Annotated in this window: 22 protein-coding genes; 13 read left to right on the top strand and 9 right to left on the bottom strand. The window is 73.1% G+C overall.

What is annotated here, in order from left to right; all coding sequences use genetic code 11:
• Window positions 1-4 precede the first annotated feature (4 nt).
• On the bottom strand, window positions 5-427 hold the full coding sequence (locus tag PV410_RS08250) for a secondary thiamine-phosphate synthase enzyme YjbQ (RefSeq protein ID WP_500323282.1): 423 nt from the start codon (window positions 425-427) through the stop codon (window positions 5-7).
• A gap of 93 nt (window positions 428-520) precedes the next feature.
• Here PV410_RS08250 and PV410_RS08245 point away from each other — a divergent pair, with 93 nt between their 5' ends.
• The 7 genes from PV410_RS08245 to PV410_RS08215 all read left to right on the top strand — a co-directional run bounded on the left by PV410_RS08245 (window position 521) and on the right by PV410_RS08215 (window position 6,443).
• On the top strand, window positions 521-622 hold the full coding sequence (locus PV410_RS08245) for a putative leader peptide (protein WP_500323280.1): 102 nt from the start codon (window positions 521-523) through the stop codon (window positions 620-622).
• Window positions 623-806: 184 nt separating this feature from the next.
• Window positions 807-1,703: an ABC transporter permease gene (locus PV410_RS08240; RefSeq protein WP_500323278.1), complete on the top strand. Its 897-nt coding sequence runs from the start codon at window positions 807-809 to the stop codon at window positions 1,701-1,703.
• On the top strand, window positions 1,676-2,443 hold the full coding sequence (locus tag PV410_RS08235; protein ID WP_500323277.1) for an ABC transporter ATP-binding protein: 768 nt from the start codon (window positions 1,676-1,678) through the stop codon (window positions 2,441-2,443). The genes PV410_RS08240 and PV410_RS08235 overlap by 28 nt, the downstream gene beginning before the upstream one ends.
• 32 nt (window positions 2,444-2,475) lie before the next feature.
• On the top strand, window positions 2,476-3,507 hold the full coding sequence (locus tag PV410_RS08230; RefSeq protein WP_500323276.1) for an ABC transporter substrate-binding protein: 1,032 nt from the start codon (window positions 2,476-2,478) through the stop codon (window positions 3,505-3,507).
• 11 nt (window positions 3,508-3,518) lie between these two features.
• Window positions 3,519-4,727: an LLM class flavin-dependent oxidoreductase gene (locus tag PV410_RS08225; RefSeq protein WP_500323275.1), complete on the top strand. Its 1,209-nt coding sequence runs from the start codon at window positions 3,519-3,521 to the stop codon at window positions 4,725-4,727.
• 127 nt (window positions 4,728-4,854) lie between these two features.
• Complete coding sequence (locus PV410_RS08220) at window positions 4,855-5,310, top strand: hypothetical protein (protein ID WP_499515480.1); 456 nt, start codon at window positions 4,855-4,857, stop codon at window positions 5,308-5,310.
• Window positions 5,311-5,321: 11 nt separating this feature from the next.
• Window positions 5,322-6,443 carry an NAD(P)-binding domain-containing protein gene (locus tag PV410_RS08215; protein ID WP_500323274.1) on the top strand — a complete coding sequence of 374 codons (1,122 nt, stop codon included), beginning with the start codon at window positions 5,322-5,324 and terminating at the stop codon, window positions 6,441-6,443.
• Window positions 6,444-6,494: 51 nt separating this feature from the next.
• Here the strand turns inward: PV410_RS08215 and PV410_RS08210 are convergent, their stop codons facing one another.
• Together PV410_RS08210 and PV410_RS08205 are read right to left on the bottom strand one after the other, a co-directional pair.
• Window positions 6,495-7,520, bottom strand: a complete 1,026-nt coding sequence (locus tag PV410_RS08210; RefSeq protein WP_500323413.1) for a LacI family DNA-binding transcriptional regulator — start codon at window positions 7,518-7,520, stop codon at window positions 6,495-6,497.
• 178 nt (window positions 7,521-7,698) lie between these two features.
• Entirely contained in the window at window positions 7,699-8,019 is a 321-nt protein-coding gene (locus tag PV410_RS08205; protein WP_386992943.1) for an L-rhamnose mutarotase, read from the bottom strand.
• Between the two features lie 187 nt (window positions 8,020-8,206).
• Between PV410_RS08205 and PV410_RS08200 the strand changes: the two genes are divergently transcribed.
• The 3 genes from PV410_RS08200 to PV410_RS08190 are packed head-to-tail and all read left to right on the top strand — an operon-like array spanning window position 8,207 to window position 11,126.
• Window positions 8,207-8,971: a (Fe-S)-binding protein gene (locus tag PV410_RS08200; RefSeq protein WP_500323273.1), complete on the top strand. Its 765-nt coding sequence runs from the start codon at window positions 8,207-8,209 to the stop codon at window positions 8,969-8,971.
• Complete coding sequence (locus PV410_RS08195) at window positions 8,968-10,482, top strand: LutB/LldF family L-lactate oxidation iron-sulfur protein (protein WP_500323272.1); 1,515 nt, start codon at window positions 8,968-8,970, stop codon at window positions 10,480-10,482. The genes PV410_RS08200 and PV410_RS08195 overlap by 4 nt, the downstream gene beginning before the upstream one ends.
• Window positions 10,479-11,126, top strand: a complete 648-nt coding sequence (locus PV410_RS08190) for a LutC/YkgG family protein (RefSeq protein ID WP_500323270.1) — start codon at window positions 10,479-10,481, stop codon at window positions 11,124-11,126. Before PV410_RS08195 ends, PV410_RS08190 begins: the two co-directional genes overlap by 4 nt.
• 11 nt (window positions 11,127-11,137) lie before the next feature.
• On the opposite strand, the gene PV410_RS08185 is transcribed toward PV410_RS08190, so the two are convergent.
• The 4 genes from PV410_RS08185 to PV410_RS08170 all read right to left on the bottom strand — a co-directional run bounded on the left by PV410_RS08185 (window position 11,138) and on the right by PV410_RS08170 (window position 15,679).
• Entirely contained in the window at window positions 11,138-12,793 is a 1,656-nt protein-coding gene (locus tag PV410_RS08185; protein ID WP_500323269.1) for a bifunctional 3'-5' exonuclease/DNA polymerase, read from the bottom strand.
• Between the two features lie 44 nt (window positions 12,794-12,837).
• Entirely contained in the window at window positions 12,838-13,212 is a 375-nt protein-coding gene (locus PV410_RS08180) for a DoxX family protein (protein ID WP_500323267.1), read from the bottom strand.
• A gap of 103 nt (window positions 13,213-13,315) precedes the next feature.
• Window positions 13,316-13,927 carry a hypothetical protein gene (locus tag PV410_RS08175; RefSeq protein ID WP_500323266.1) on the bottom strand — a complete coding sequence of 204 codons (612 nt, stop codon included), beginning with the start codon at window positions 13,925-13,927 and terminating at the stop codon, window positions 13,316-13,318.
• A gap of 9 nt (window positions 13,928-13,936) precedes the next feature.
• Window positions 13,937-15,679, bottom strand: coding sequence for an ABC transporter ATP-binding protein (locus PV410_RS08170; RefSeq protein ID WP_500323412.1), 1,743 nt, complete (start codon window positions 15,677-15,679; stop codon window positions 13,937-13,939).
• Between the two features lie 158 nt (window positions 15,680-15,837).
• On the opposite strand from PV410_RS08170, the gene PV410_RS08165 reads away from it, so the two are divergent.
• Entirely contained in the window at window positions 15,838-16,305 is a 468-nt protein-coding gene (locus PV410_RS08165) for a MarR family winged helix-turn-helix transcriptional regulator (RefSeq protein ID WP_500323265.1), read from the top strand.
• 22 nt (window positions 16,306-16,327) lie between these two features.
• Here the strand turns inward: PV410_RS08165 and PV410_RS08160 are convergent, their stop codons facing one another.
• Both PV410_RS08160 and PV410_RS08155 read right to left on the bottom strand, forming a co-directional pair.
• The gene (locus tag PV410_RS08160) at window positions 16,328-18,034 is read right to left on the bottom strand and encodes a carbohydrate-binding module family 20 domain-containing protein (protein ID WP_500323264.1); all 1,707 of its coding nucleotides are present in this window, start codon (window positions 18,032-18,034) and stop codon (window positions 16,328-16,330) included.
• 232 nt (window positions 18,035-18,266) lie between these two features.
• Window positions 18,267-18,884, bottom strand: coding sequence for a L,D-transpeptidase family protein (locus PV410_RS08155; RefSeq protein WP_500323263.1), 618 nt, complete (start codon window positions 18,882-18,884; stop codon window positions 18,267-18,269).
• Window positions 18,885-19,158: 274 nt separating this feature from the next.
• On the opposite strand from PV410_RS08155, the gene PV410_RS08150 reads away from it, so the two are divergent.
• Window positions 19,159-20,961, top strand: a complete 1,803-nt coding sequence (locus PV410_RS08150; RefSeq protein ID WP_500323262.1) for an ABC transporter transmembrane domain-containing protein — start codon at window positions 19,159-19,161, stop codon at window positions 20,959-20,961.
• Window positions 20,958-22,760 (top strand): ABC transporter ATP-binding protein, encoded by a 1,803-nt coding sequence (locus PV410_RS08145; RefSeq protein ID WP_500323260.1) that lies wholly within the window; start codon window positions 20,958-20,960, stop codon window positions 22,758-22,760. Before PV410_RS08150 ends, PV410_RS08145 begins: the two co-directional genes overlap by 4 nt.
• Window positions 22,761-22,769 lie beyond the last annotated feature (9 nt).

The following is a 22,769-nucleotide window of genomic DNA, read 5'->3' as shown; positions in this document are numbered from 1 at the left end:
CGGCTCACGCCAGGAAGCTCAGCCGGACCTGGCGCCGTGGGTTGTCGCGGTTGGTGTCGACCAGGACGACGGACTGCCAGGTGCCGAGCTCCAGCCGGCCGCCGATCACCGGGAGCGTGGCGTGCGGCGGGACGATGGCGGGCAGCACGTGGTCGCGGCCGTGGCCGGGGCTGCCGTGGCGGTGGCGCCAGCGGTCGTCGGCGGGGAGCAGGTCGTGGAGCGCGGCCAGCAGGTCGTCGTCGCTGCCCGCGCCGGTCTCGATGACGGCGATCCCGGCGGTGGCGTGCGGGACGAACACGTTGAGCAGCCCGTCGCGTCCGTGGGCGACGTCGTCGAGGAAGTCGGCGCAGGCGCCGGTCAGGTCGTGGACCGTCTCCCGGCTGCCGGTGGTGACGTCGAGGGTGCGGGTGGAGAAAGCGTCGGCCATGTGACCATGGTGGCCCACCCGGGAGCCCGCCGCGTGGCGGGGGTGGCGCGGGCGTTCCGAGGGTCGAGACGCCGTTGACGCCATGTGGACGGCATGGCTACGGTCGTAGACATGTCGCGTCCCGTTCTGCTCACCACGCGCGGTCACATCGACCTGTTGCGGGTGGCCTCCGCCGCCTGTCGCCGCGGCTGCTGACGCTTCCCCACCTCTTGGTGTGCCTTTCCCGCACGCCGTTTCCGTGCGCCTTTTCGGGCCCTCCCCGCACCGCCCCGTCCGCGTTCCCGTGACGAGTCGTAGCGCCAGCGCCTGCGCCTGACCGGTTTCGCGGACGCGGGGGCGTGCGCGCCCGCTCACCGCCTCCCCGACGTGGAGCCTTCCCATGAGCATCAGCAAAGCGCCACCGGACATTTCCGCCATGTCAGCCGACGTCCCACCTGACGCCGCCCCTTCCGTCGTCCCTTCCACGACCGTTCCCGAACTGCGCCCCGTGGTACCCGTCTCCGCCCGCCGCCGCTCACTGCCCCGCTGGCTGCGGCGGACCACGGGGCCGCTGCTCCTGCTCGCGGTGTGGCAGTCGCTCAGCACGACCGGGGTGCTGCGGCCGGACGTCCTGGCCTCGCCGGGCACCATCGCCGGCACGGCGGCCGACCTCGTGACGAACGGTCAGCTGACCTCCGCCATGGCGGTGTCGCTGCAGCGCGTGGTGATCGGGCTGCTCCTCGGCGGTGCGGCCGGCATCGCCCTGGCCCTGCTGTCAGGGCTGTCCCGCTTGGGCGAGGACCTGGTCGACGCCAGCGTGCAGATGCTGCGCGCGGTGCCGTTCGTCGGCCTGATCCCGCTGTTCATCATCTGGCTCGGCATCGGCGAGGCACCGAAGGTCACCCTCATCGCGCTCGGCGTCGCCTTTCACCTCTACCTCAACGTCTACGCGGGGATCCGCGGCGTCGACGAGCAACTGATCGAGGCGGGCACCTCGCTCGGCCTGTCGCGCTGGGGGCTGGTCCGGCACGTCGTGCTGCCGGGCGCGCTGCCCGGCGCGATGACGGGGCTGCGCTACTCGCTCGCGACCGCGTGGCTCGCGCTGGTCTTCGGGGAGCAGATCAACGCCTCCGACGGCATCGGTTTCCTGATGACGCAGGCGCGGGACTTCCTGCGGACCGACGTGATCGTGGTCTGCCTCGTCGTCTACGCCTTCCTCGGCCTCACCGCCGACATCGTCGTCCGCTCCCTCGAAAGGCTGCTGCTGCAATGGCGACCGACCTTCACCGGCCAGTGAGCAACGACGCCGGCGGAGCCGACGCCGCCGCGGCCGTGCGCGTGGCGGGGCTGACCCGCTCCTTCGGCGGCCGGCCCGTCATCGACGGCCTCGACCTCACCCTGCGGCCCGGCGAGTTCACCGCCCTGCTCGGCCGCAGCGGCTGCGGCAAGAGCACACTGCTGCGCGTCCTGGCCGGGCTCGACCGGGAGATCGAGGGCACCGTGCTGGTGCCGGACAGGCGTGCCGTCGCCTTCCAGGCGCCGCGCCTGATGCCGTGGAAGCGGGTGTGGCGCAACGTCCTGCTCGGCCTGCCGGGACGGCCCGAACGGGCGCTGGCAGAGGCCGCGCTGGAGGAAGTCGGGCTGCGGCAGCGGTCCGGCGCCTGGCCCAAGACGCTGTCGGGCGGTGAGGCCCAGCGTGCCTCGCTCGCCCGGGCGCTGGTGCGCGAACCCGATCTGCTGCTGCTCGACGAGCCGTTCGGCGCGCTGGACGCGCTGACCCGCATCAAGGCGCAGCGCCTCGTCGCCCAGCTGTGGCAGCGCCGAGGCTGCGCGGTGCTGCTCGTCACGCACGACGTGGACGAGGCCCTCCTCCTCGCCGACCGGGCCCTGGTCATGCGGGACGGGGTCATCGCCCACGACACCCCGGTCGCGCTGCCCCGTCCGCGCGACGTCGGCGACCCCGGTTTCACCGCCCTGCGCTCCCTTCTGCTGGCCGAACTCGGCGTCGACGCTCCGACGGCCGCCGAAGCCGCCTGACCCACCCTCACGAGAAGGACGACGGACCCACCATGAAGACAACCCGGCGCATCGCCCCCGCCCTGCTGCTCCCGCTCACCCTCCTGCTCTCCGCCTGCGGCGTCTCTTCCGCCGACAGCACCGTGGGCGGCGCCGGTGACGGCACCGACGGCAAGGGCTCGGTCACCTTGAACGTCGGCGACCAGAAGGGCGGTTCCGAAGCCGTCCTGCGCGCGGCGGGCGAGCTCGACCACCTCACGTACCGCATCAAGTGGTCGACCTTCACCTCCGGGCCACCACTGCTGGAGGCCGTCAACGCCAAGGCGGTGGACATCGGCGGGGTGGGCAACACCCCGCCGGTCTTCGCCGCGGGCTCCGGGTCGAGGATCACGGTGGTGGCGGCCTCGCACGGCTCCTCCGAGGGCGAGGCCATCGTCGTCCCGAAGGGCTCGGCGCTGAAGCGGCCCGCCGACCTCAAGGGCAAGCGCATCGCCGTCGCCCAGGGCAGTTCCGCGCACTACCAGCTGATCGCCTCGCTGCAGGCCGCCGGGCTGGCGCTCGACGACGTCGACGTCAGCTATCTGCAGCCCGCCGACGCCCTGGCCGCCTTCAGCGGCGGCAAGGTCGACGCCTGGGCGATCTGGGACCCGTACACCTCCCAGGTGCTGCGCGCCAACGGCGCGCGGGTGCTGACCACCGGTACGGGGCGCGTCAACGGCCTCGCCTTCCAGGTCGCCGCACCCGGCGCGCTCGCGGACAAGGCGAAGTCCGCCGCCATCGGCGACTACCTGGAGCGTCTGCGGCGCGCCCAGGACTGGGTCTACGAGCACCCCGAGGAGTGGGCCAAGGTGTGGGCCAAGGAGACCGGGCTGCCGTACGAGGTGGCCCTGGACTCGGTGAAGCGCAGCAACGGCACCCGGGTCTCGGTGGCGGTCGACGACGCGGCCGTCGCCTCAGAGCAGGAGATCGCCGACACCTTCGCGAAGCTCAGGCTCATCCCGCGGCACGTCGACTTCTCCGACTTCGTCGACCGCCGCTTCAACGGCGACCTGCCCGCCTCGACCACCGCCGCACGCACCTACTGAGAGGGCCGCACATGTCCGTGCACCTGCACTGGTTCCTGCCCACCGGAGGCGACGGCCGCACCCTGGTGGACCGGCACGCCTACACCGACGGCGGCGTCAAGCGCTCCCGCGTCACCCCGGTCTCCGGGGTGCGGGCGCCCGACATCGACTACCTGGCGCAGATCGCGCGGGCGGCCGACCAGCTCGGCTTCGAGGCCGTGCTGACGCCCACCGGCACCTGGTGCGAGGACGCCTGGCTGACCACCGTCGCGCTGTCGCAGCACACCGAACGGCTGAAGTTCCTGGTCGCCTTCCGGCCGGGGGTCGTCTCACCGGTTCTGGCGGCGCAGATGGCGGCGACCTACCAGCGGATCACCCGGGGCCGGCTGCTGCTCAACGTCGTCACCGGCGGGGACTCCACCGAACAGCGGCGCTTCGGCGACCACCTGGACCACGACGCCCGCTACGCGCGCACCGACGAGTTCCTGTCGGTGGTGCGCGGGGTGTGGGGCGGCCGGCCCTTCGACTTCGACGGAGAGCACTACCGGGTGGAGGGCGGACTGACCGCGCTGCCGCCGGACCCGGTGCCGCAGGTCTTCTTCGGCGGCTCCTCACCGGCGGCCGGGCCCGTCGCCGCCCGGCACGCGGACGTCTACCTGACCTGGGGCGAGCCGCCGGAGCAGGTGAAGGCGAAGACCGACTGGATCCGCGCTCTGGCCGAGGCGGAGGGGCGCACGGTGCGCTTCGGCATCCGCCTGCACGTAATCTCCCGCGACTCAGCCAGGGAGGCGTGGGCCACGGCGGAGCGGCTGCTGGACGACCTCGACGAGGACACGGTCGCCGCCGCGCAGGAGGCGCTGGGGCGCAGCGAGTCGGTGGGCCAGCAGCGGATGCTGGCGCTGCACGGCGGCTCGCGCGACGGGCTCGAGATCTCGCCGAACCTGTGGGCCGGGGTGGGCCTGGTGCGCGGCGGGGCCGGGACGGCGCTGGTCGGCAGCCACGCGGAGGTCGCCGACCGGATCGAGGAGTACCACGCCCTGGGGATCGACCACTTCGTGCTGTCGGGCTACCCGCACCTGGAGGAGGCGTACTGGTTCGGCGAGGGCGTCATGCCCGAACTGGCCGCACGGGGGCTGCTCGAGAGGGCACCCACCGCACCCCTCCCGGGAGTGCGGGCGGCGAACGGCCGGCCCGCGTCCGCGCCGGGTGGGGCGCCGCTGCTGCTCTCCGGAGGGCGCTGACGGTCCCCGTGCGACGGGGGGCGGCTGTCCTGATCCGGGCGGCCGCCCTCCGATTGGTCTGGACCACTTGCCGTCCCTCGGGATAGGGTCGGCAGCGCCCGCCCGAGCGCCAGAGGGGGACCCCCACGTGTACGCACCGCACCGCGTCGCCGCGCTGGTCGACGTCTGCCTGCTGCCCGTCGGCCGGACCCGCAGACCGCCGGAATGGCTCCGGCGCGGCCTGGAGCGGGCCGGGGCGGTCACCGTCGACGTCCCGGCCGCGCTCAGCGGGCCCGCGGTCACCGAACTGCTGCGGGACGAGTTCGGCGACGGCGCGGTCGTGATCAGCGAACCGCTGGACACCGACGAGGTCGTGGAGGGCTGGGGCGTACCGGGCGCGGCCGTCCTGGCCTGGCTCTCGGGCGTGGACCTGCTGCAGCTCGGGCCCCGTTGCGGGGCGGGCGTCCTGGAGGCCATCCGGACCGCGGCCACCCGCGCGGTCGCCGACGGCGACCTGCCGCTGTCCCGCCTGGAGGAGGCCGCCGCGCGGGTGGCCCGGCTGCGGCGCGAGGTGTCCGCGGGAAGCTTCCACGAACGCCCGTAGTTGGTGGAAACGTGAACCATGTGGATGTGGACGTCGCCGTCATCGGGGCCGGGCAGGCCGGGCTCTCGGGCGCGTACTTCCTGCGACGGAACGGGATGCGGCCGAACGAGGACTTCGTCGTCCTCGACCACTCCCCCGGCCCCGGCGGCGCCTGGCAGTTCCGCTGGCCGACGCTGACGTACGGCAGGGCGCACGGGGTGCACTCGCTGCCCGGCATGGAGCTGGAGGGCGCCGACCCCGACCGGCCGTCCGCCGAGGTCGTCGCCGAGTACTTCGACCGCTACGAGCGCACCTTCGACCTGCGGGTGCACCGCCCGGTCGACGTCTCCACGGTCCGCGAGGGCCCGGACGGGCGCCTGCTGGTCGAGTCCGACGCCGGCACGTGGGCTGCCCGCGCGCTGGTCAACGCCACCGGGACCTGGGACCGGCCCTTCGTCCCCCGCTACCCGGGCCAGGAGGCCTTCCGCGGCCGCCAGCTGCACACGGCGGGGTACCGCGGGCGCGAGGAGTTCGCCGGGAAGCACGTGATCGTGGTCGGCGGCGGCACCTCGGCCGTACAGCTGCTCATGGAGCTCCACGAGCCGGGTGGCGCGGCCGCGACGACCTGGGTGACCCGGCGGCCGCCCGCCTACCGCACCGGCCCCTTCGGGGAGGATCAGGGGCGGGCCGCGGTCGCGCTGGTCGAGGAACGCGTCAAGCACGGCCTTCCGCCCCAGAGCGTCGTCAGCGTGACGGGGCTGCCCATGACCGAGGCGATGGAGCGCGCCCGCGAGCGCGGCATCCTCGAACGCCTTCCCATGTTCGAGCGGATCACCCCGGACGGCGTGACCTGGGCGGACGGCCGCCACGTCACCGCCGACGTCATCCTGTGGGCCACCGGCTTCCGTGCCGCCCTCGACCACCTGGCCCCGCTGCGCCTGCGCGAGCCCGGCGGCGGCATCCGCCTGGAGGGGCTCACCCAGGTCGCGGCCGACCCACGCGTCCACCTCATCGGCTACGGCCCCTCCGCGAGCACGATCGGCGCCAACCGGGCCGGCCGCAGCGCGGCCCGCGAGATCCGCGCCTACCTGCGGGGACGGGACCGCGCCCCGGACGCGGCCCGGACGCCGGAACCGGTGGCCGCGGCCGGCTGACGGCCGGCCGAAGACCACCGAAGCCGTCGGGGCCCGGCACCCCCGGAGGGCTCAGCGGGCGGCGCGGCCGCTCTTGCCGAGGGTGGAGCCCCGGACGACGAGTTCGGGCTGGAAGACGATGCGCCGGTGCTCGTGCTCCTCGGCCGCGTCCCCGGTCTCCTCGATGAGCAGATCGGCGGCCGCGCGGCCCATCCGGTAGGCGGGCTGCCGCACGGACGTCAGCGGCACCGCGGCCGCCGCCGCGAACTCGATGTCGTCGTAACCGACCAGCGCGATCTCCTCGGGCACCGCGATGCCCGCCGCGTACAGCGCCTGCAGCACGCCCAGCGCGAGCAGGTCGTTGGCACAGAAGACGGCGGTCGGGCGGTTGGCCATCCCCAGGAGCCGGGCGCCGGCGTCGCGTCCGGAGGGGACGTCCAGACGCTCCGCCTCGATGTGCGCCAGGGACCCGGCGGGGAGCCCGGCGGCGGCGAGCGCGTCCAGGGCGCCGGTGCGCCGGTCCTGGCACTGGGCGAGGTGCATCGGACCGCTGACGTACACGATGCGTTCGTGGCCGCGTTCGATGAGGTGGTCGACCGCGAGGCGGCCGCCCTCGATGTCGTCCACGGACACCGAGCAGGCCTCGGCGCTCGGCACGACGCGGTCCACGAAGACGAAGGGGATGCCGTGGCGCCGGAAGGAGGCGATGTTCCGGCCGCTGGTGTCCGCGGGCGTCACCAGGACACCGCGCACCCGCTGCTCGGCGAAGAGCCCGAGGTAGTCGGCCTCCTCCGAAGGGCTCTCGCCGCTGTTGCAGAGCATCACTCCGAGCCCGGTCTCACGGGCGGCCCGCTCGGCGCCGGAGGCGACGTCCACGAAGAAGGGGTTGGCCATGTCGAGCACGAGCAGCGCGATGATCCTGCTGCGGCCCGCCCTCAGCTGCCGGGCGGACTCACTGCGCACGTAGCCCAGTTGCTCGATGACCGACAGCACGCGGGCACGCGTGTCCTCGGAGACCATGCCGGGCCGGTTGATCACGTTCGACACCGTGCCGACCGAAACGCCCGCCTGCCGGGCGACGTCCTTGATCCCCACCATGCGTGTCACGAGCTCCGCCCTACCTCCTGCCGCCGGCCCGCCGCAGGCCGCGGGTTCATGCTACGCATTCGTGACGGCGTCGGCGCCCACTCTGTCCGGCCGACCGAACGGCAGCGGCGGAACGGCAGTGGTGGCCTCCGGGGCGGGGCGGATCGTCGCGCGGGCTACTGCTGCGGCGTCATGCCAGGTGGAAGACCTCCGTGAGCGGCCGCATGGCCTCGTCGGGCCGGGCCCCGTCCAGCGCCTCGAAGAAGTCCGCCATCTCCGCCTGCCAGCGGGCGTTGACGTCGGTCGCCGCCATCGCCTCCTGTGCGGCGGCGAAGTCCTCGGTCTCGAGGTAGCCGACGAGCAGGCCGTCCTCACGCAGGAAGAGCGAGTAGTTGTGCCAGCCGGTGGCGGAGAGGGCGTCCAGCATCTCGGGCCAGACGGCGGCGTGACGCTCGCGGTACTCGGCGAGACGGTCCTTGCGGACCTTCAACAGGAAACAGACGCGCTGCACGGTCGGCCCTGGCCTCTCGGGTCTGATATGAAAGGTTTCAATCGATGGCAGGGACGTTAGGACACCCCGACATGGCTCGTCAATGGCACCTTCTGCGGCGCGCAGACATCCGATCTCTGCCCCATAGTGTGGGGCGTATACGGCAGTATGAGCCCACGGGTGGCCGTGCCGACCGTGAGGAGGCCGCATGCGCGTAGCACTGTTCGTCACTTGCGTGAACGACACGCTGTACCCCGAGACGGGGAAGGCCGTCGTGACCCTGCTGGAGCGGCTGGGGGTGACCGTGGACTTCCCCGCCGCGCAGACCTGCTGCGGCCAGCCGCAGTTCAACACCGGCTACCGGCACGAGACGGAGCCCCTGGTCACGCGGTACGCCAAGGCTTTCGAGGGGTACGACTACATCGTCACCCCGTCCGGTTCCTGCGCCGCGATGGTGCGGGACAACTACCCCCGCATCGGCGACCGGGCCCGCGCGGAGGGGCGCGGGGAGGGTCTCGCCGCCGTCGCCGCGTCCGTCGTGCCCCGCACCTACGAACTGACCGAGTTCCTCACCGACGTGCTCAAGGTGACGGACGTCGGAGCCTACTTCCCCTATCCCGTCACCTATCATCCGACCTGTCATGGCCTGAGGATGCTGGGGCTGGGCCGCCGCCCGGTGGAGCTGCTCAGCCATGTGAAGGGGCTGGAGCTGGTCGAGCTGCCGGGCGCCGAGGAATGCTGCGGATTCGGCGGCACCTTCGCCGTCAAGAACGCGGCCGTCTCCGCGGCGATGGGCGCGGACAAGGCCCGCAACATCACCTCCACCGGCGCGCGCGCCGTGTGCACGGTGGACAACTCCTGCCTGATGCACATCGGCGGTACCCTCGCCCGGCTCGGCTCCGAGGTCCGGCCGGTCCACCTCGCCGAGATCCTCGCGTCGACCGAGGAGCAGCCCTACGGAGGCATCCGATGAGCGGCACCTACCTGGGCATGCCCGCCTTCCCCGTCGCCGCCGGCGAGGCCGTGCGCAATACGACCCTGCGCGGCAACCTGCGGCACGCCACCCACACCATCCGGGACAAGCGGGCCCGCGCCGTCGCCGAACTCGACGACTGGCAGCAACTGCGGGCGGCGGGCAAGCAGATCAAGGACGACGTGCTGCGCCATCTCGACCACTACCTGGTGCGGTTGGAGGAGGCGGTCACCGCCGCGGGGGGCACCGTCCACTGGGCCGTCGACGCGGACGAGGCCAACCGCATCGTGACGGACCTGGTACGAGCCACCGGTGAGACCGAGGTCGTCAAGGTCAAGTCCATGGCGACCCAGGAGATCGGTCTCAACGAGGCGCTCGCCGAGGCCGGGATCTCCGCCTACGAGACGGACCTGGCCGAGCTGATCGTGCAGCTCGGCGACGACCGGCCGAGCCACATCCTGGTGCCCGCGATCCACCGCAACCGCTCCGAGATCCGGGACATCTTCAACGAGGCCATGGGCCGCTGGGGCCGTCCGGCGCCCGAGGGGCTCTCCGACTCCCCCGCCGAACTGGCCGAGGCCGCACGGCTCCACCTGCGGGAGAAGTTCCTGCGCGCCAAGGTCGGCATCTCGGGCGCCAACTTCATGATCGCCGAGACCGGCACCCTGGTCGTGGTGGAGTCCGAGGGCAACGGCCGCATGTGCCTGACGCTCCCCGAGACCCTGATCTCGGTGGTCGGCATCGAGAAGGTGCTGCCGAGCTGGCGGGACCTCGAGGTCTTCCTGCAGCTCCTGCCCCGCTCCTCCACGGCCGAGCGGATGAACCCGTACACGAGCACCTGGACCGGGACCACCGACGAGGACGGACCGCGCACCTTCCACCTCGTCCTGGTCGACAACGGCCGCACCGACACCCTCGCCGACGAGGTGGGCCGGCAGGCGCTGCGCTGCATCCGCTGCTCGGCCTGCCTCAACGTCTGCCCCGTGTACGAGCGGGCCGGCGGGCATGCGTACGGGTCCGCCTACCCCGGGCCGATCGGCGCCATCCTCACCCCGCAGCTCCGCGGCATGGACACCGCGATCGACGCCTCGCTCCCGTACGCCTCGTCCCTCTGCGGCGCCTGCTACGAGGTGTGCCCGGTCGCCATCGACATCCCGGAGGTCCTGGTCCACCTGCGGGAACGCGTCGTGCAGGGTGGCGAGGTGACCCGGGCGGGCAACAAGGTGACGCTCAGGCCCGCCAAGGGCCACGCGGCCGAGCGGGCGGCCATGCGCGCGGCGCGCTGGACGCTGGACCACCCGGCCGCGCTGCGCGCCGGTCAGCGGCTGGCGTCGCGGACCCGCAGGTTCCACCCGAGCCGGCTGCCGGGGCCCGGGAAGGCGTGGACCGACACCCGGGACGTCCCGTCGGTGCCGGCGGAGTCCTTCCGCGACTGGTGGCGGCGCACCCGGGGGCCGGGCGCCGCCGGCAGCGGCAGCGGCAGCACCGAGAGCAGGGAGGGCACCAAGTGAGCACCCGTGACCAGGTCCTGGGGCGGATCCGCCGCGCCCTCGCCGACGCGCCCCACGGGACGGCACCGGCGCGCGGCGCGGTGGACCGTGACTATCTGCGCGTCCACGGACGGCGGGACGCCGCGCAGACCGCCGATCTGCTGGCCGAGAACCTCGCCGACTACCGTGCCATCGTCCACCGCGCCACCGCCGAGGAGCTGCCCGGCCGCCTCGCCGGCCTGCTGGCCGCGCACGGCGCCCGCCGGGTCGTCGTCCCGCCCGGCCTTCCGGAGCAGTGGCTCTCGGCGGTGCAGGACGTGGAACGGGTGGCCGATTCCGCGGCGCTGACAGCGCGCGAACTGGACGCTGTCGACAGCGTCGTCACCGGTTGCGCGGTGGCGATCGCGGAGACCGGCACCATCGTGCTGGACGCCGGGCCCGACCAGGGGCGGCGCAGGATCACGCTCGTCCCGGACCACCACGTCGTCGTCGTGCGCGTCCCGGAGCAGGTCGTGGACTCGGTGCCGCAGGCGCTGGAACGGCTGGATCCCGTCCGGCCGTTGACGTGGATCTCCGGACCCTCTGCCACCAGCGACATCGAACTGGACCGGGTGGAGGGCGTGCACGGGCCGCGCACCCTGGAGGTCCTGCTCGTGACGGACTGACCGCGCGCCGCTCATTTGGCGTCCGCGTAGCACTCGACGACATGGGTGTGCAGCGGGAAGGGCACCGGCGTCGGGCCGAAGAGCAGGCGCCGGGCCTCCTCCGCGGACTCCGCGACGGCATCCTCCACGGCGGGGGCCAGCTCCTGGGGGGTGTGCACGATGACCTCGTCGTGCAGGAAGAACACCAGGTGCGGCCGTCCGTCGAACGCGGCCAGGCGGCGGCGCAGGGAGGCCAGCACGGCCAGCGCCCATTCGGCGGCCGTGGCCTGGATGACGAAGTTGCGGGTGAAGCGGCCCCAGGCGCGGGCCTGGGCGTCGGTGAGCTCCTGGCGGTCGGCGGACGGCGCCGGTGACGTACGCCCGAGGTGGGACCGGACGACACCGCCGCCCTCGCCGGTGCGGGCGGCGGACTCCACCAGGCGCATGCCGTCCGGGAAGCGGCGGCGCAGGACCTCGAGCAGCGGCCCCACCTCGCCGCTGGTCTGGCCGTACATCGCGCCCAGCAGGCCCAGTTTGGCCCGTGCGCGGTCGCCCCCGAACGCGGTGCGCGCCAGGGCCGCGTACAGGTCGCCCTCGGCGGCGGCCGCCGCCAGCCCGGGATCGCCGGAGAGGGCGGCCAGGACGCGGGGTTCCAGCTGGCCCGCGTCGGCGACGACCAGCCGGTGCCCGGGGTCGGCGACCACGGCGGCGCGGATCTGCCGGGGGATCTGCAGCGCTCCGCCACCGCGGGTGGCCCAGCGGCCGGAGACGACACCGCCGACGACGTACTCGGGGTGGAACCGCCCGGCGGGCGCCCACTGTTCTCGCCAGGCCCAGCCGTGGGCGCTGTGGATGCGGGAGAGCTCCTTGTAGCGCAGCAGCAACGCGGCGGCCGGATGCCCGACCTCCCGCAGCACATGCGAGCGGGTCGAGGTGATCCGCACGCCCACGCGCTCGAAGGCGGGCAGCAGTTGGGCGGGCGAGTCGGGGTTCACCGGGCGGCCCAGGGCCTCATGGATGCCGGCGGCGAGCTCGGACAGCACCTTGGGGCGGACACCGCCCGCCGGGCGGGGGCCGAGCAGCCCGGTGAGCACCGCGTCGTGGGCAGCGGCGCTCCAGGGCAGGCCGTCCCGGGCCATCTCGGCGGCGGCCAGGGCGCCGGCGGACTCGGCGGCGGCCAGCAGGCGCAGCCGGTCGGGGTGCTCGGACAGGGCGATCCGGCGCTGCTGGTCGGCGTGCACGGCGACCACCGCCTCCAGCGGGTCGGTGCCCGGCGGCAGATGATGGCGGTCGGCAGCGAAGAGCACCGGCTGGTCGTCGGAGCCGCCTTCGCGCGCGTCGTCCGGCACGGGGAGTCCGTGCAGCCGGGCCCAGCCGGCGCCCAGCGAACGGGGCAGGCCCCAGCGCTCCTCGGCACCGAGCAGCAGGGCCTCGACGAGCTTGAGGTCGTGGCACCGGGCCGGACGGGCCGGGAGCCGCTCCAGCAGCGGCGGGTAGATCTCGTCGGTGGCGGCCCACACCCAGCGCGGCGCCTGCCGGGCCTCGCGCTCGGCGATGGCCGCCACGAGGTCGCCGACGGTCTGCGGGGGACCGTCCGCGGTGCCGTCCTCGCGCAGCGCCTGCAGCCGCCCGCCGGTCCCCAGGGGGTCGGCGACGACGGCGACGGACGGGCTCCTGTGCGAGGTCACCGTCCGAGGGTAGAACGGAGCACCGACAACGCCCCGTGGACCGGTCAGGGGCGGCTGTCGCGGCTCACCTTCAGGGCCCACAGCACCAGCGGTGCCTGGAGCGGCAGCCGGGCGTAGGCGGCGTTCCGCAGGGGCGCTGGCCGGTCGCGCCAGTCCCGGGCCATCTTCACGTTGGCCGGCAGCACGGCGGTGAAGAAGCCCGCCGCCAGCAAGGCGCTCGCCCGGCGGGTACGGGGCAGTGCGATGCCCGCGGCGAGCGCCAGTTCCACCGCGCCGCTGACGTAGGTCCAGGTGCGGGGCTCGCCGGGCAGGACGCGCGGGACGACCGCGTCGAAGGGCCGGGGCGCCACGAAGTGGGCGGTGCCCGTGGTGGCGAGCAACCTGGCCAGCAGCACGGCGGAACGGTCGGACGCGGCCATCGGTTACCTCCTGCGGTCTGCGCGGCGCCGCTCACCCTAGCGCCGGTGCCGGGCACCGGGCGGACGATCGCCGCGGGCGGGATGTGCGCTTGCTCACCCGGGTCTACGGCGTGGTGGCGGCCGGTCCCGCGAAGGGAGGCAGGGCCGCGTACTCCGGGGCCACCTGGAGCGAGACGGCGAGCTGGGCCAGTGCGTCCCGGACCCGGGTGAGCGGGTGGTCGGGGAAGTGCGCGTCGTAGTGGGGGGCGTCGCCCCAGTGGAAGGGCAGGCCCTGCCGCAGGTCGGAGGCGTACGGGTGCGGCATGAAGTAGCGCTCGGGGCCGAGTTCGATGAGCACCTGCGCCTCCCGGACGCCGGTGGTGCCCTGCTCCAGGGCCTGGACCTTCACGACGGCGCTGCAGGAGGCCCGGGGCAAGGTGTAGCTGCCGAGGAACGCCTGGCCGGTGGGGCGGTCCGGCAGGGGGACCTTGATGACCTGGCGCAACGTGGGGACCGTTCCCAGGTGCAGGACGTCGGCCTCGATGAGGCCGCCGCCCGCCCCGGCCGTGTAGTGGGCCAGGGCGTGGCGCAGGCGCGGCAGGTCCTCCAGGGGCGCGGGGATGTCCGGCGGCACGTCGAACCAGTGCAGGCTGACGAGGTCGCCGTGGTCATTGGTCCAGGCGTCCGCCTCGATCTGCCGGTAGCCGGGGAGTTCCGCCCCCGCGATGGGTTCCATGGCCGAGGATCATGCCGTATGGACGAGTTGGGCGTCACGGCGGACCAGGGCGGCGTAGCGGCCGTCCAGGGCGAGCAGTTCGTCGTGGCTGCCGCGTTCCACGATCCGGCCGTGGTCGAGGACGACGATCTGGTCGGCGTCGCGGACGGTGGACAGCCGGTGGGCGATGGTGAGGGTCGTACGGCCCGCCGAGAGGGCGTCGATGGCGTCCTGGACGGCGTGCTCGGTACGGGTGTCCAGCGCGCTGGTGGCCTCGTCGAGGATGAGGACCGGCGGGTCGCGCAGGATCGTCCGCGCGATGGCCAGGCGCTGCTTCTCGCCGCCGGAGAAGCGGTAGCCGCGTTCGCCGACGACGGTGTCGTAGCCGTCGGGCAGCCCCGCGATGTGGTCGTGGATCTGCGCGGCGCGGGCGGCGGCGACGATCTCCTCGTCGGTGGCGTCGGGCTTGGCGAAGCGCAGGTTCTCGGCGACCGAGGCGTGGAAGAGGTACGTCTCCTGCGACACGACGCCGACCGATGCGGCGAGCGTGTCGAAGGCGAGGTCGCGGACGTCGACGCCGTCGAGCGTGACGCGGCCCTCGGTGACGTCGTACAGCCGGGGCACGAGGTAGCTGAGGGTGCTCTTGCCGGAGCCGGTGGCGCCGACGACGGCGAGGCTGCCGCCGGCCGGGACCGTCAGGTCGATGCCGTCGAGGGTGCGCCCGGGCGTGGCCGGGTCGTAGGAGAAGCCGACGCCCTCGAAGCGGATGTCGCCGCCGACCCGCGGGAGGCGTACGGGGTCGTCCTTCTCGGTGATGTCGACGGGCAGGTCGAGGTACTCGAAGATGCGCTGGAAGAGCGCGAGCGAGGTCTGCACCTGGACACCGGTCGACAGCAGGCTGACGGTGGGCCGGAACAGGCCCTGCTGGAGCGAGACGAAGGCGACGAGCGTGCCGATCGACACCGCCCCGCCCGCTCCGTTGACGGCGATGCCGGCGATCCAGTAGATGAGCGCGGGCATGGCGGCCATGACGACGCCGATGGTGGACATCCGCCAGCGGCCGGCCATGTTGGAGCGCACCTCGAGGTCGACCAGCCGGTCCGACTCCTCGGCGAAGGAGCGGGTCAGGGAGTCGGCGCGTCCCATGGTGCGGCCGAGGAGGATGCCGCTGACGGACAGCGACTCGGTGACGATGGCGGACATCGCGGCCATCTGCTTCTGGCGCTGGGTGGTGATCTTCTTGCGCTCGGTGCCGACCCGGCGGCTGATCCACACGAAGACCGGGAGCAGCAGCAGGGAGGCGATGGTCAGGCGCCAGTCCAGGGCGATCATCGCGACGACGGTGGCCACGACACTGGTGAGGTTGGACACGAGCGAGGTCGCGGTGGAGGTGACGGTGGCCTGCATGCCGCCGATGTCGTTGGCGATGCGGGACTGCACCTCTCCGGTGCGGGTCCGGGTGAAGAAGGCGAGCGACATGCGCTGCAGTTGCTCGTAGACGGCGGTGCGCAGGTCGTGCATGACGCGCTGGCCGACCGTGGTGGAGATCAGGGTCTGCAGGACGCCGAAGACGCTGTTGAGGACGGCGGTGGCGATCATGCCGAGGGCGAGCAGGCTCAGCAACCCGGTGCGGCCCTGCGGGATCGCGGTGTCGAGGATCTCGCGCAGCATGAAGGGCGAGGCGACCGAGACGAGTGAGGCGGCACCGACGAGGAGCCCGACGACGGTCAGGCGGGCACGGTAGGGACGGAAGAGCCGCAGGACGCGGCGCACGTCGGTCGGTCGGGCGGGGTCCTTGGGCGGCGGGGTCCACCGCGGGGATTGATCGGGGTGCAAAGGGCCTCCGAAAGGTCCGGGCATGTCAAGGCGATGAGAGTGTAGTTCATTGTTACCTATGCTCACAATGAACCGCATCCTGATACCCTCTGACCATGGAATCCCTCACGTCCACCGCGGACACCGACGAGAGCACCGGGCGCCTCGCCGACCAGCTGCTGTGGCTGACCCGCCGGCTGCACCGCGCACAGCGGCGGCACCTGGAGCCGGTGGGCATCACCCCGGCCCAGGCACGCATGCTGCGCACGGTCGCCCACAGCCTCAAGAGCGGGACCGCGCCCCGGATGGCCGACCTGGCCGAGCGGCTGGACGTCGTGCCGCGCGCGGTGACGAGCCTGACCGACGCCCTGGAGGAGCGGGGGCTGGTCCGCAGGGCGCCCGACCCGGTCAACCGCAGGGTGGTGCGCATCGAGCTCACCGAGGAGGGCGACGACGCCGTGCGGCGGCTGCGCCGCGCCCGCCGGGCGGCGGCCGAGGAGCTGCTCTCCCCCCTGGACACGGACCAGCGCGATGCCCTGACGGCGTTGCTCGCCGTCTTGGACACCGCGCCGGGTCGTTGCTGAGGCGCTGGAGCGCAGGGAGGGGTCAGGTCCGCCAGGTGTCGCCCAGCGTCACCTTGCCGCTCGCGGGGACGGTCGCCGTACGGTTGCCGCCGGACTCCCAGGTGACGTTCCCGCTGCCGTCCTTCTTGATGTACTTGTACTCGAAGGACGTGCCCGCGCCCATGGAGACGTCGAGCTTCCACACCGGGTAGGCCGCCGAGGACAGCGGCAGGGCGTTGCCGGTGTTCCAGTTGCCGAGGGCGGCGTTGTTGCCGACGACGTAGACGTTCTGGCCCCACACCGTGGTGGCGTTGACCGAGAAGGACGCACCGCTCGCGGGCGTCGTGCCGCCGCCTCCGCTGCCGCAGGGGGCGCCGGTGTAGAGCGCCACCGCGTCGTTGGCGCCGATGGTGGCGGTGAACCTGCCGTCCGAGCCGACGGTGTAGGTGGCGCCGCTGTGCTGCACGTCGCAATAGGTGCCGGCGGGCAGCGAGGTGGTGAAGGTCTGCGTGAGGGAACCGCTCTCGTGGTTGATCGCGACGTAGCCCTTGCTGCCGCGCCCGAAGGCGATGGCGTTGTTGCCGTTGGACCACCAGTTGGTCACCGCGGTGCCGGCGACCGCGTTGCGGAAGCCGACCATGCCCGCGATCTGCGGCCAGGCGTGCTGGCACTTCCAGCCGTCGCTGTAGCAGGCGTTGACGGTGCCGCCGTTGGGCGGGCCCGCGTCGTTGTCGGAGAACTCGTAGCCGGAGTACACGTTGGGCGAGCCGTAGGGCCAGGCCAGCATGTAGACGTTGGCCAGGGTGTAGGTCGCGCCCGCCTTGTAGGTGAGGGTCGAACCGTTGCGCTCGGTGTCCCAGTTGTCGACGAAGGTGCGCGAACTGCCGCTCGCGAGGTAGCCCGCACCCCATGACGCGCCCCAGTTGCTGAGGTAGGCGAGCTTCTCGCCGGTGAAGATCCGCTTGAGGTCGTAGGCGCCCTGGAAGGCGTCGACGTCACCGGTGCCGGTGTACTCGCCGGGCTGCACGGCCTCCCCGGAACCGTAGATGACCTCCTGTGCCCAGAAGACGGAGGGGTTGCTGAGCTTGGCCTTGATCGCGGAGAGATCGGCCGCCGCGATGTGCTTGGCCGCGTCGATGCGGAATCCGTCGACGCCCAGCGCGATGAGGCCGTTCAGGTACGCGGCGATGGTCGAGCGCACGTAGTCGCTGCCGGTGTTCAGGTCCGAGAGCCCGACGAGTTCGCAGTTCTGGACGTTGTCGCGGTTGGTGTAGTCGGAGATGTTCGTCCGGCAGGAGTGGAAGTCCTGGTCCTGGTAGTACCCCGGGTAGGTGTACTTGCCGTACGACGTGCCTCCGGTGCCGGTGCCCGAGCCGGCGCTCATGTGGTTGACGACGGCGTCGGCGATGACCTTGACCCCGGCCGCGTGACAGGTGTCGACCATGTTCTTGAAGGCCGTCCCGTCACCCAGCCGGCCCGCTATGCGGTAGCTGACGGGCTGGTAGGAGGTCCACCACTGCGCGCCCTGGACGTGCTCCTGGGGCGGCGACACCTCGACGTAGCCGTACCCGGCCGGGCCGAGGGTGTTGGTGCACTCCTTGGCGACCGAGGCGAACTTCCACTCGAAGAGGGTGGCGGTGACGTCCTTGCTTCCGGGCGGTGCTGCCTGGGCCGGCTGCTGCGAGACGCCGACGAGCCCGGCCGTGCTGAGCAGGGCGGCCAGACCCGCGCGCAGAAAACGCGATCTCATGGTGCGGCTCCTTCGTGTTCGGGCACAAAGGTGCCCCGAAGACAGCCACGCGCCGGGCCATCGAGTGTGGGGGCGGAGCTCCCGCCCGTGGGAACTCCGGGTAGGAGACTGGCCCCGCGGACGGGTAGCGTCAATATGTCGCGTGGAAAAACTTTCAACTTCTTGCGGAAACAGTCTGCTTCGCTCTTGCAGAGGGCCTACCGTCCCTGCGGAAGGCTGTCCTGAACTGCCGTCAGGCCGCCAGGTGCTCCCGGTCCCCCATCACCACGACCGGGTGCAGCGCCGGATCCAGCGTGCGCAGCAGGTACTCCATGTCGGCCTTGGACTGGCTGACGCACGCCGACGTGCCGCTGCCGTGGTCCATGTGCAGCCAGATACTGCCGCCCTTGGACTGGCCCTGGGGGCGGGTGGGATCCAGCGGGGAGGTGCCCTTGACCCGGTTGTAGTCGATGGCGATGACGAGGTCGAAGTCGTGCCAGTGCGACCGGGACCACGACCGCGGCGCGGCGAAGGCGGACGAGTGGTGGTACGGGAGCCTGGCCTGCGGCTCGGGCAGGACACCGCCCGCGTCCGAGAGCGTGAAGACACCCACGGGGCTCTTCTTGTCCCCCTCGTGGTGGTCGGTCGTCCAGCCGCCCTTGCCGTTGTGCCCGGACCACGAGCGCTCGCGCTTCCACAGGTCGCCCTGCCGGGTGTACAGCACGATGGTCGAGTCGGCGGATCCCGCGGCCTCCCCGTACACCGCGACGACCTGGCGGGAGTCGGCGGGGACGCGGGAGCGCAGCGCGGGGCCGACGCCCGGTATCCCACGCGTGGCAGCCGCCTGGGTGGCGCGCGGCGGCTGCTTCACGGCGTGCCCCGACGTGTCCCGATGCTCCTCCGCGCCACCGGCACAGCCGACGAGCAGCACAAGCGCCGCCGCGACGGCCACCGTCCCCGCCCCACGCCTCACTCGAACCGCCCCTCTTCCCTGAAGTCGCGTTCCATCTTCGCACCCTTCGGTGAGGACGGATGCGGACCGTGTCCCGTTCCGCCCCGCCCCGGAAAAAACGGGTTGAATTCGTCACCTCGGTGACGCGACGCTGGCACGTCTCCTCCCACCCCAGCATCGATGTCGGGACGTCATGTCGCTACGCGCTCTCCCCCATGCCGACCCGGGTGTCCCCGACACCCGCTCCGGCTTCCGTTTCCTGCTCTGGCTTGAACGGCGCCAGATCGGTGGCCAGATCAAGGCCACGCTGTGGGGCACCCTCCACATGGCGGCCGTGGCCTGCTTCCCGGCCGCCGTCGGCATCGCCGTGCAGGCCGTCGTCGACGGCTCCGGCGGACGGCTCGCGCTCGCGGGCGGCCTGATCCTCGCCCTGGGCGCGGTGACCGCCGTCGGCGACACCATGCTGCACCGCACCGCCGTCACCAACTGGATCTCCGCGGCCGCCCGGGTGCAGCTCCTGCTGTCGCGCAAGACCCTCGAACTGGGCTCTCTGCTCACCCGGCGGGTCGCGGCGGGCGAGGTCGTCGCGGTGAGCACCGGCGACGTCGAGAAGATCGGCTGGTTCGTCGAGGCGCTGGCCCGCTTCGCCTGCTCCCTGCTGGCGACCGTCGGCGTCACCGTCGCCCTGCTGGTGTACCGGCCCGAGCTGGGGCTGATCGTGGCCGCGGGTGTCCCCGTACTGGCCCTGGCCGTGCTGCCGTTGCTGCCGCACGCGACGCGGCGCGCCGACGAGCAGCGGGCCAAGGCGGGCAAGGCCACGGAACTCGCCTCCGACACCGTGGCCGGACTACGGGTGCTGCGCGGCATCGGCGGCGAGGAGCTGTTCCTGTCCCGCTACCGGCGGGCCTCGCAGGAGGTCCGCAGCGCCGCCGTCCGCAACGCCCGGATGTGGGCGCTGATCAGCGCCGTGCAAGTGGCCCTGCCCGGCCTGCTGCTGCTTGCGGTGACCTGGTACGGCGCGCGGCTGGCGCTGGACGGACGGATCACGGTGGGCGAACTGGTCACCGTCTACGGGACGGTGGTCTTCCTGCTGTTCCCGCTGCGGGGCTTCGAGGAGATCGCGATGGCGTACTCCTTCTCCCGGCCGTCCGCCAAGCGCGCCGCCGCCGTGCTGACACTGCGGCGGGACACCGCGGGCGACGACGGCGGAGTCACGGCGGGCACGGGACCGCTGCCGGCGGGCGACCTCCACGACCCGCTGACGGGGCTGCTCGCCCCGGCCGGGGAACTGACCGCCGTGGTGTGCGGGGACCCGGACGCGGCCGGTGCCCTCGCCGACCGGCTGGGCGGGCACAGCCCGGCCGGGACCGGGGACGTCCCCTCGGTGCTGCTCGGCGGAACGGCGCTGGACGACCTGCCGCTCGCGGCGGCCCGCGCGGCCGTGCTGGTCCAGGACAAGGACCCGGTGCTGCTGTCGGGAACACTGACCCAACTGCTGGACGTGCCCGCCTCCGGCCAGGTCACCGCGGCCGAGGCCCTCGCGGCGGCGCAGTGCGGCGACGTGCTCGACGCACTGGCCCAGGCCTCGGTGGACGACTCGGGGGACCCGATGCGCTCCCGCATCACCGAGCGCGGACGGTCCCTGTCCGGCGGCCAGCGGCAGCGGCTGGCGCTGGCCCGGTCGCTCGTCGCCGATCCGGAGGTCCTGGTGCTGGACGAGCCGACCAGCGCCGTCGACACGCACACCGAGGCCCGGATCGCCCAGGGCATCAGGCTGCTGCGCGCCGACCGGACGACGGTGGTCCTCACCTCCAGTCCGCTGCTGCTGGACCGCGCCGACCGGGTGGTGTTCGTCGAGGACGGCACGGTGCGCGCGTCCGGCACGCACCGCGAACTGCTCCGGTCCGACCTCGGCTACCGCGCGGTGGTCACCCGCGAGACCGAGCAGGCCCCCGAGGAATCCGCACGTCTCGAGAAAGCCGAGGAAACCGCATGATCGGCGTGAAACCGCCGGAATACGACCCGGCCGCGCCACGGCACGTGACGACCCTGCCGGTGGGCTCGCCCGCCACGGTGCGCGGTTACGTCGGCGAGCTGGCCCGGCGGCACCGGGGTGCGTTCGCCGTGCTCGTCTCGGTGAACACCGTCGCCGTCGTCGCCTCGATGGTCGGCCCCTACCTGCTGGGCGGCCTCGTCGAGGACCTGGCGGCGGGCCGCCGCGACCTGCACATCGGACGCACCATGGCACTGTTCGCCGTCGCGCTCGCCGTGCAGACGGTGTTCGTCCGTGAGGTGCGGCTGCGCGGCGCGATCCTGGGCGAGCGGATGCTGGCGGACCTGCGCGAGGACTTCCTCGTACGGTCCGTGGGGCTGCCCCCCGGCGTCCTGGAGCGGGCGGGCACGGGCGACCTGCTGTCCCGCATCACCACCGACATCGACCGGCTGTCCAACGCGATGCGGGAGGCCGTACCGCAGCTGGCGATCGCCGTGGTGTGGAGCGGCCTGCTGCTCGGCGCGCTGACGGTCACCTCGCCGCCGCTGGCACTGGCGGTGCTGGTGGCCGTACCGGTGCTGCTCGCCGGCTGCCGCTGGTACTTCCGGCGCGCACCGCGGGCGTACCGATCGGAGGCCGCCGGCTACGCGGCCGTCTCGGCGGTCCTGGCGGAGTCGGTGGACGCCGGGCGCACCATCGAGGCGCACCGGCTCGGCGACCGCCGCGAGGAGCTGTCGCGCATCCGCATCCGCCAGTGGGTGGCGTGGGAGCGCTACACGATGTGGCTGCGCAGCGTGCTCTTCCCGGTGATCAACGTGACGTACATGCTGATCCTCGCGGCGGTGCTGCTGATCGGCGGGACGCTGGTCCTGCACGGCCGCGTGACGGTGGGCGAGCTGACGACGGGCGCGCTGTACGCGCAGATGCTGGTCGACCCGATCAACCTCATCCTGCGCTGGTACGACGAGCTGCAGGTGGCCCAGGTGTCGCTGGCCCGGCTGGTCGGCGTCCGGGAGGTCGAGCAGGGCGCCGGGGACGAGCGGGTGGCGCCGGACGGCCGCGACGTCCACGCCGACGAGGTGCGCTTCGGCTACCGCGCCGGCAGCGACGTGCTGCACGGGGTGAGCCTGCGGGTCCGCCCCGGCACCCGGCTGGCCCTGGTCGGCCCGTCGGGGGCGGGCAAGTCGACGCTGGGGCGGCTGCTGGCCGGGATCTACAGCCCGCGGGCCGGCGAGATCACCCTGGGCGGCGCCCAGCTGGCCCGGATGCCCGCGGAACGGGTCCGCGAGCACGTGGCCCTGGTCAACCAGGAGCACCACGTCTTCGTCGGCACGCTCCGCGACAACCTGCTGCTGGCCCGCGCGGGAGCGGGTGACGACGAGCTGTGGGCGGCGCTCACCGCGGTCGACGCCGAGGGCTGGGCACGGGCGCTCGACGACGGCCTGGACACCGAGGTCGGCTCGGGCGGCGCCGCGCTGACCCCGGCCCAGGCGCAGCAGGTGGCGCTGGCGCGACTGGTCCTCGCCGACCCGCACACCCTGGTGCTGGACGAGGCCACCTCGCTGCTGGACCCGCGCGCGGCCCGCCATCTGGAACGGTCGCTGGCCCGTGTGCTGGACGGCAGGACCGTGGTGGCCATCGCGCACCGGCTGCACACCGCGCACGACGCGGACCTGATCGCGGTGGTCGAGGACGGCCGGATCAGCGAGCTGGGCAGCCACCACCAGCTGGTGGAGGCCGACGGCGCCTACGCCGCCCTGTGGCGGTCCTGGCACGGTGAGGCCGGAACCCGTCCGTGGTGATGCGCGTGG

The sequence above is a fragment of the Streptomyces sp. PA03-5A genome (genome assembly GCF_033792725.1).
Lineage (GTDB): Bacteria > Actinomycetota > Actinomycetes > Streptomycetales > Streptomycetaceae > Actinacidiphila.
The sequence above is the reverse complement of the archived record's forward strand: the minus strand, read 5'-3'. Positions and strand labels throughout refer to the sequence as shown.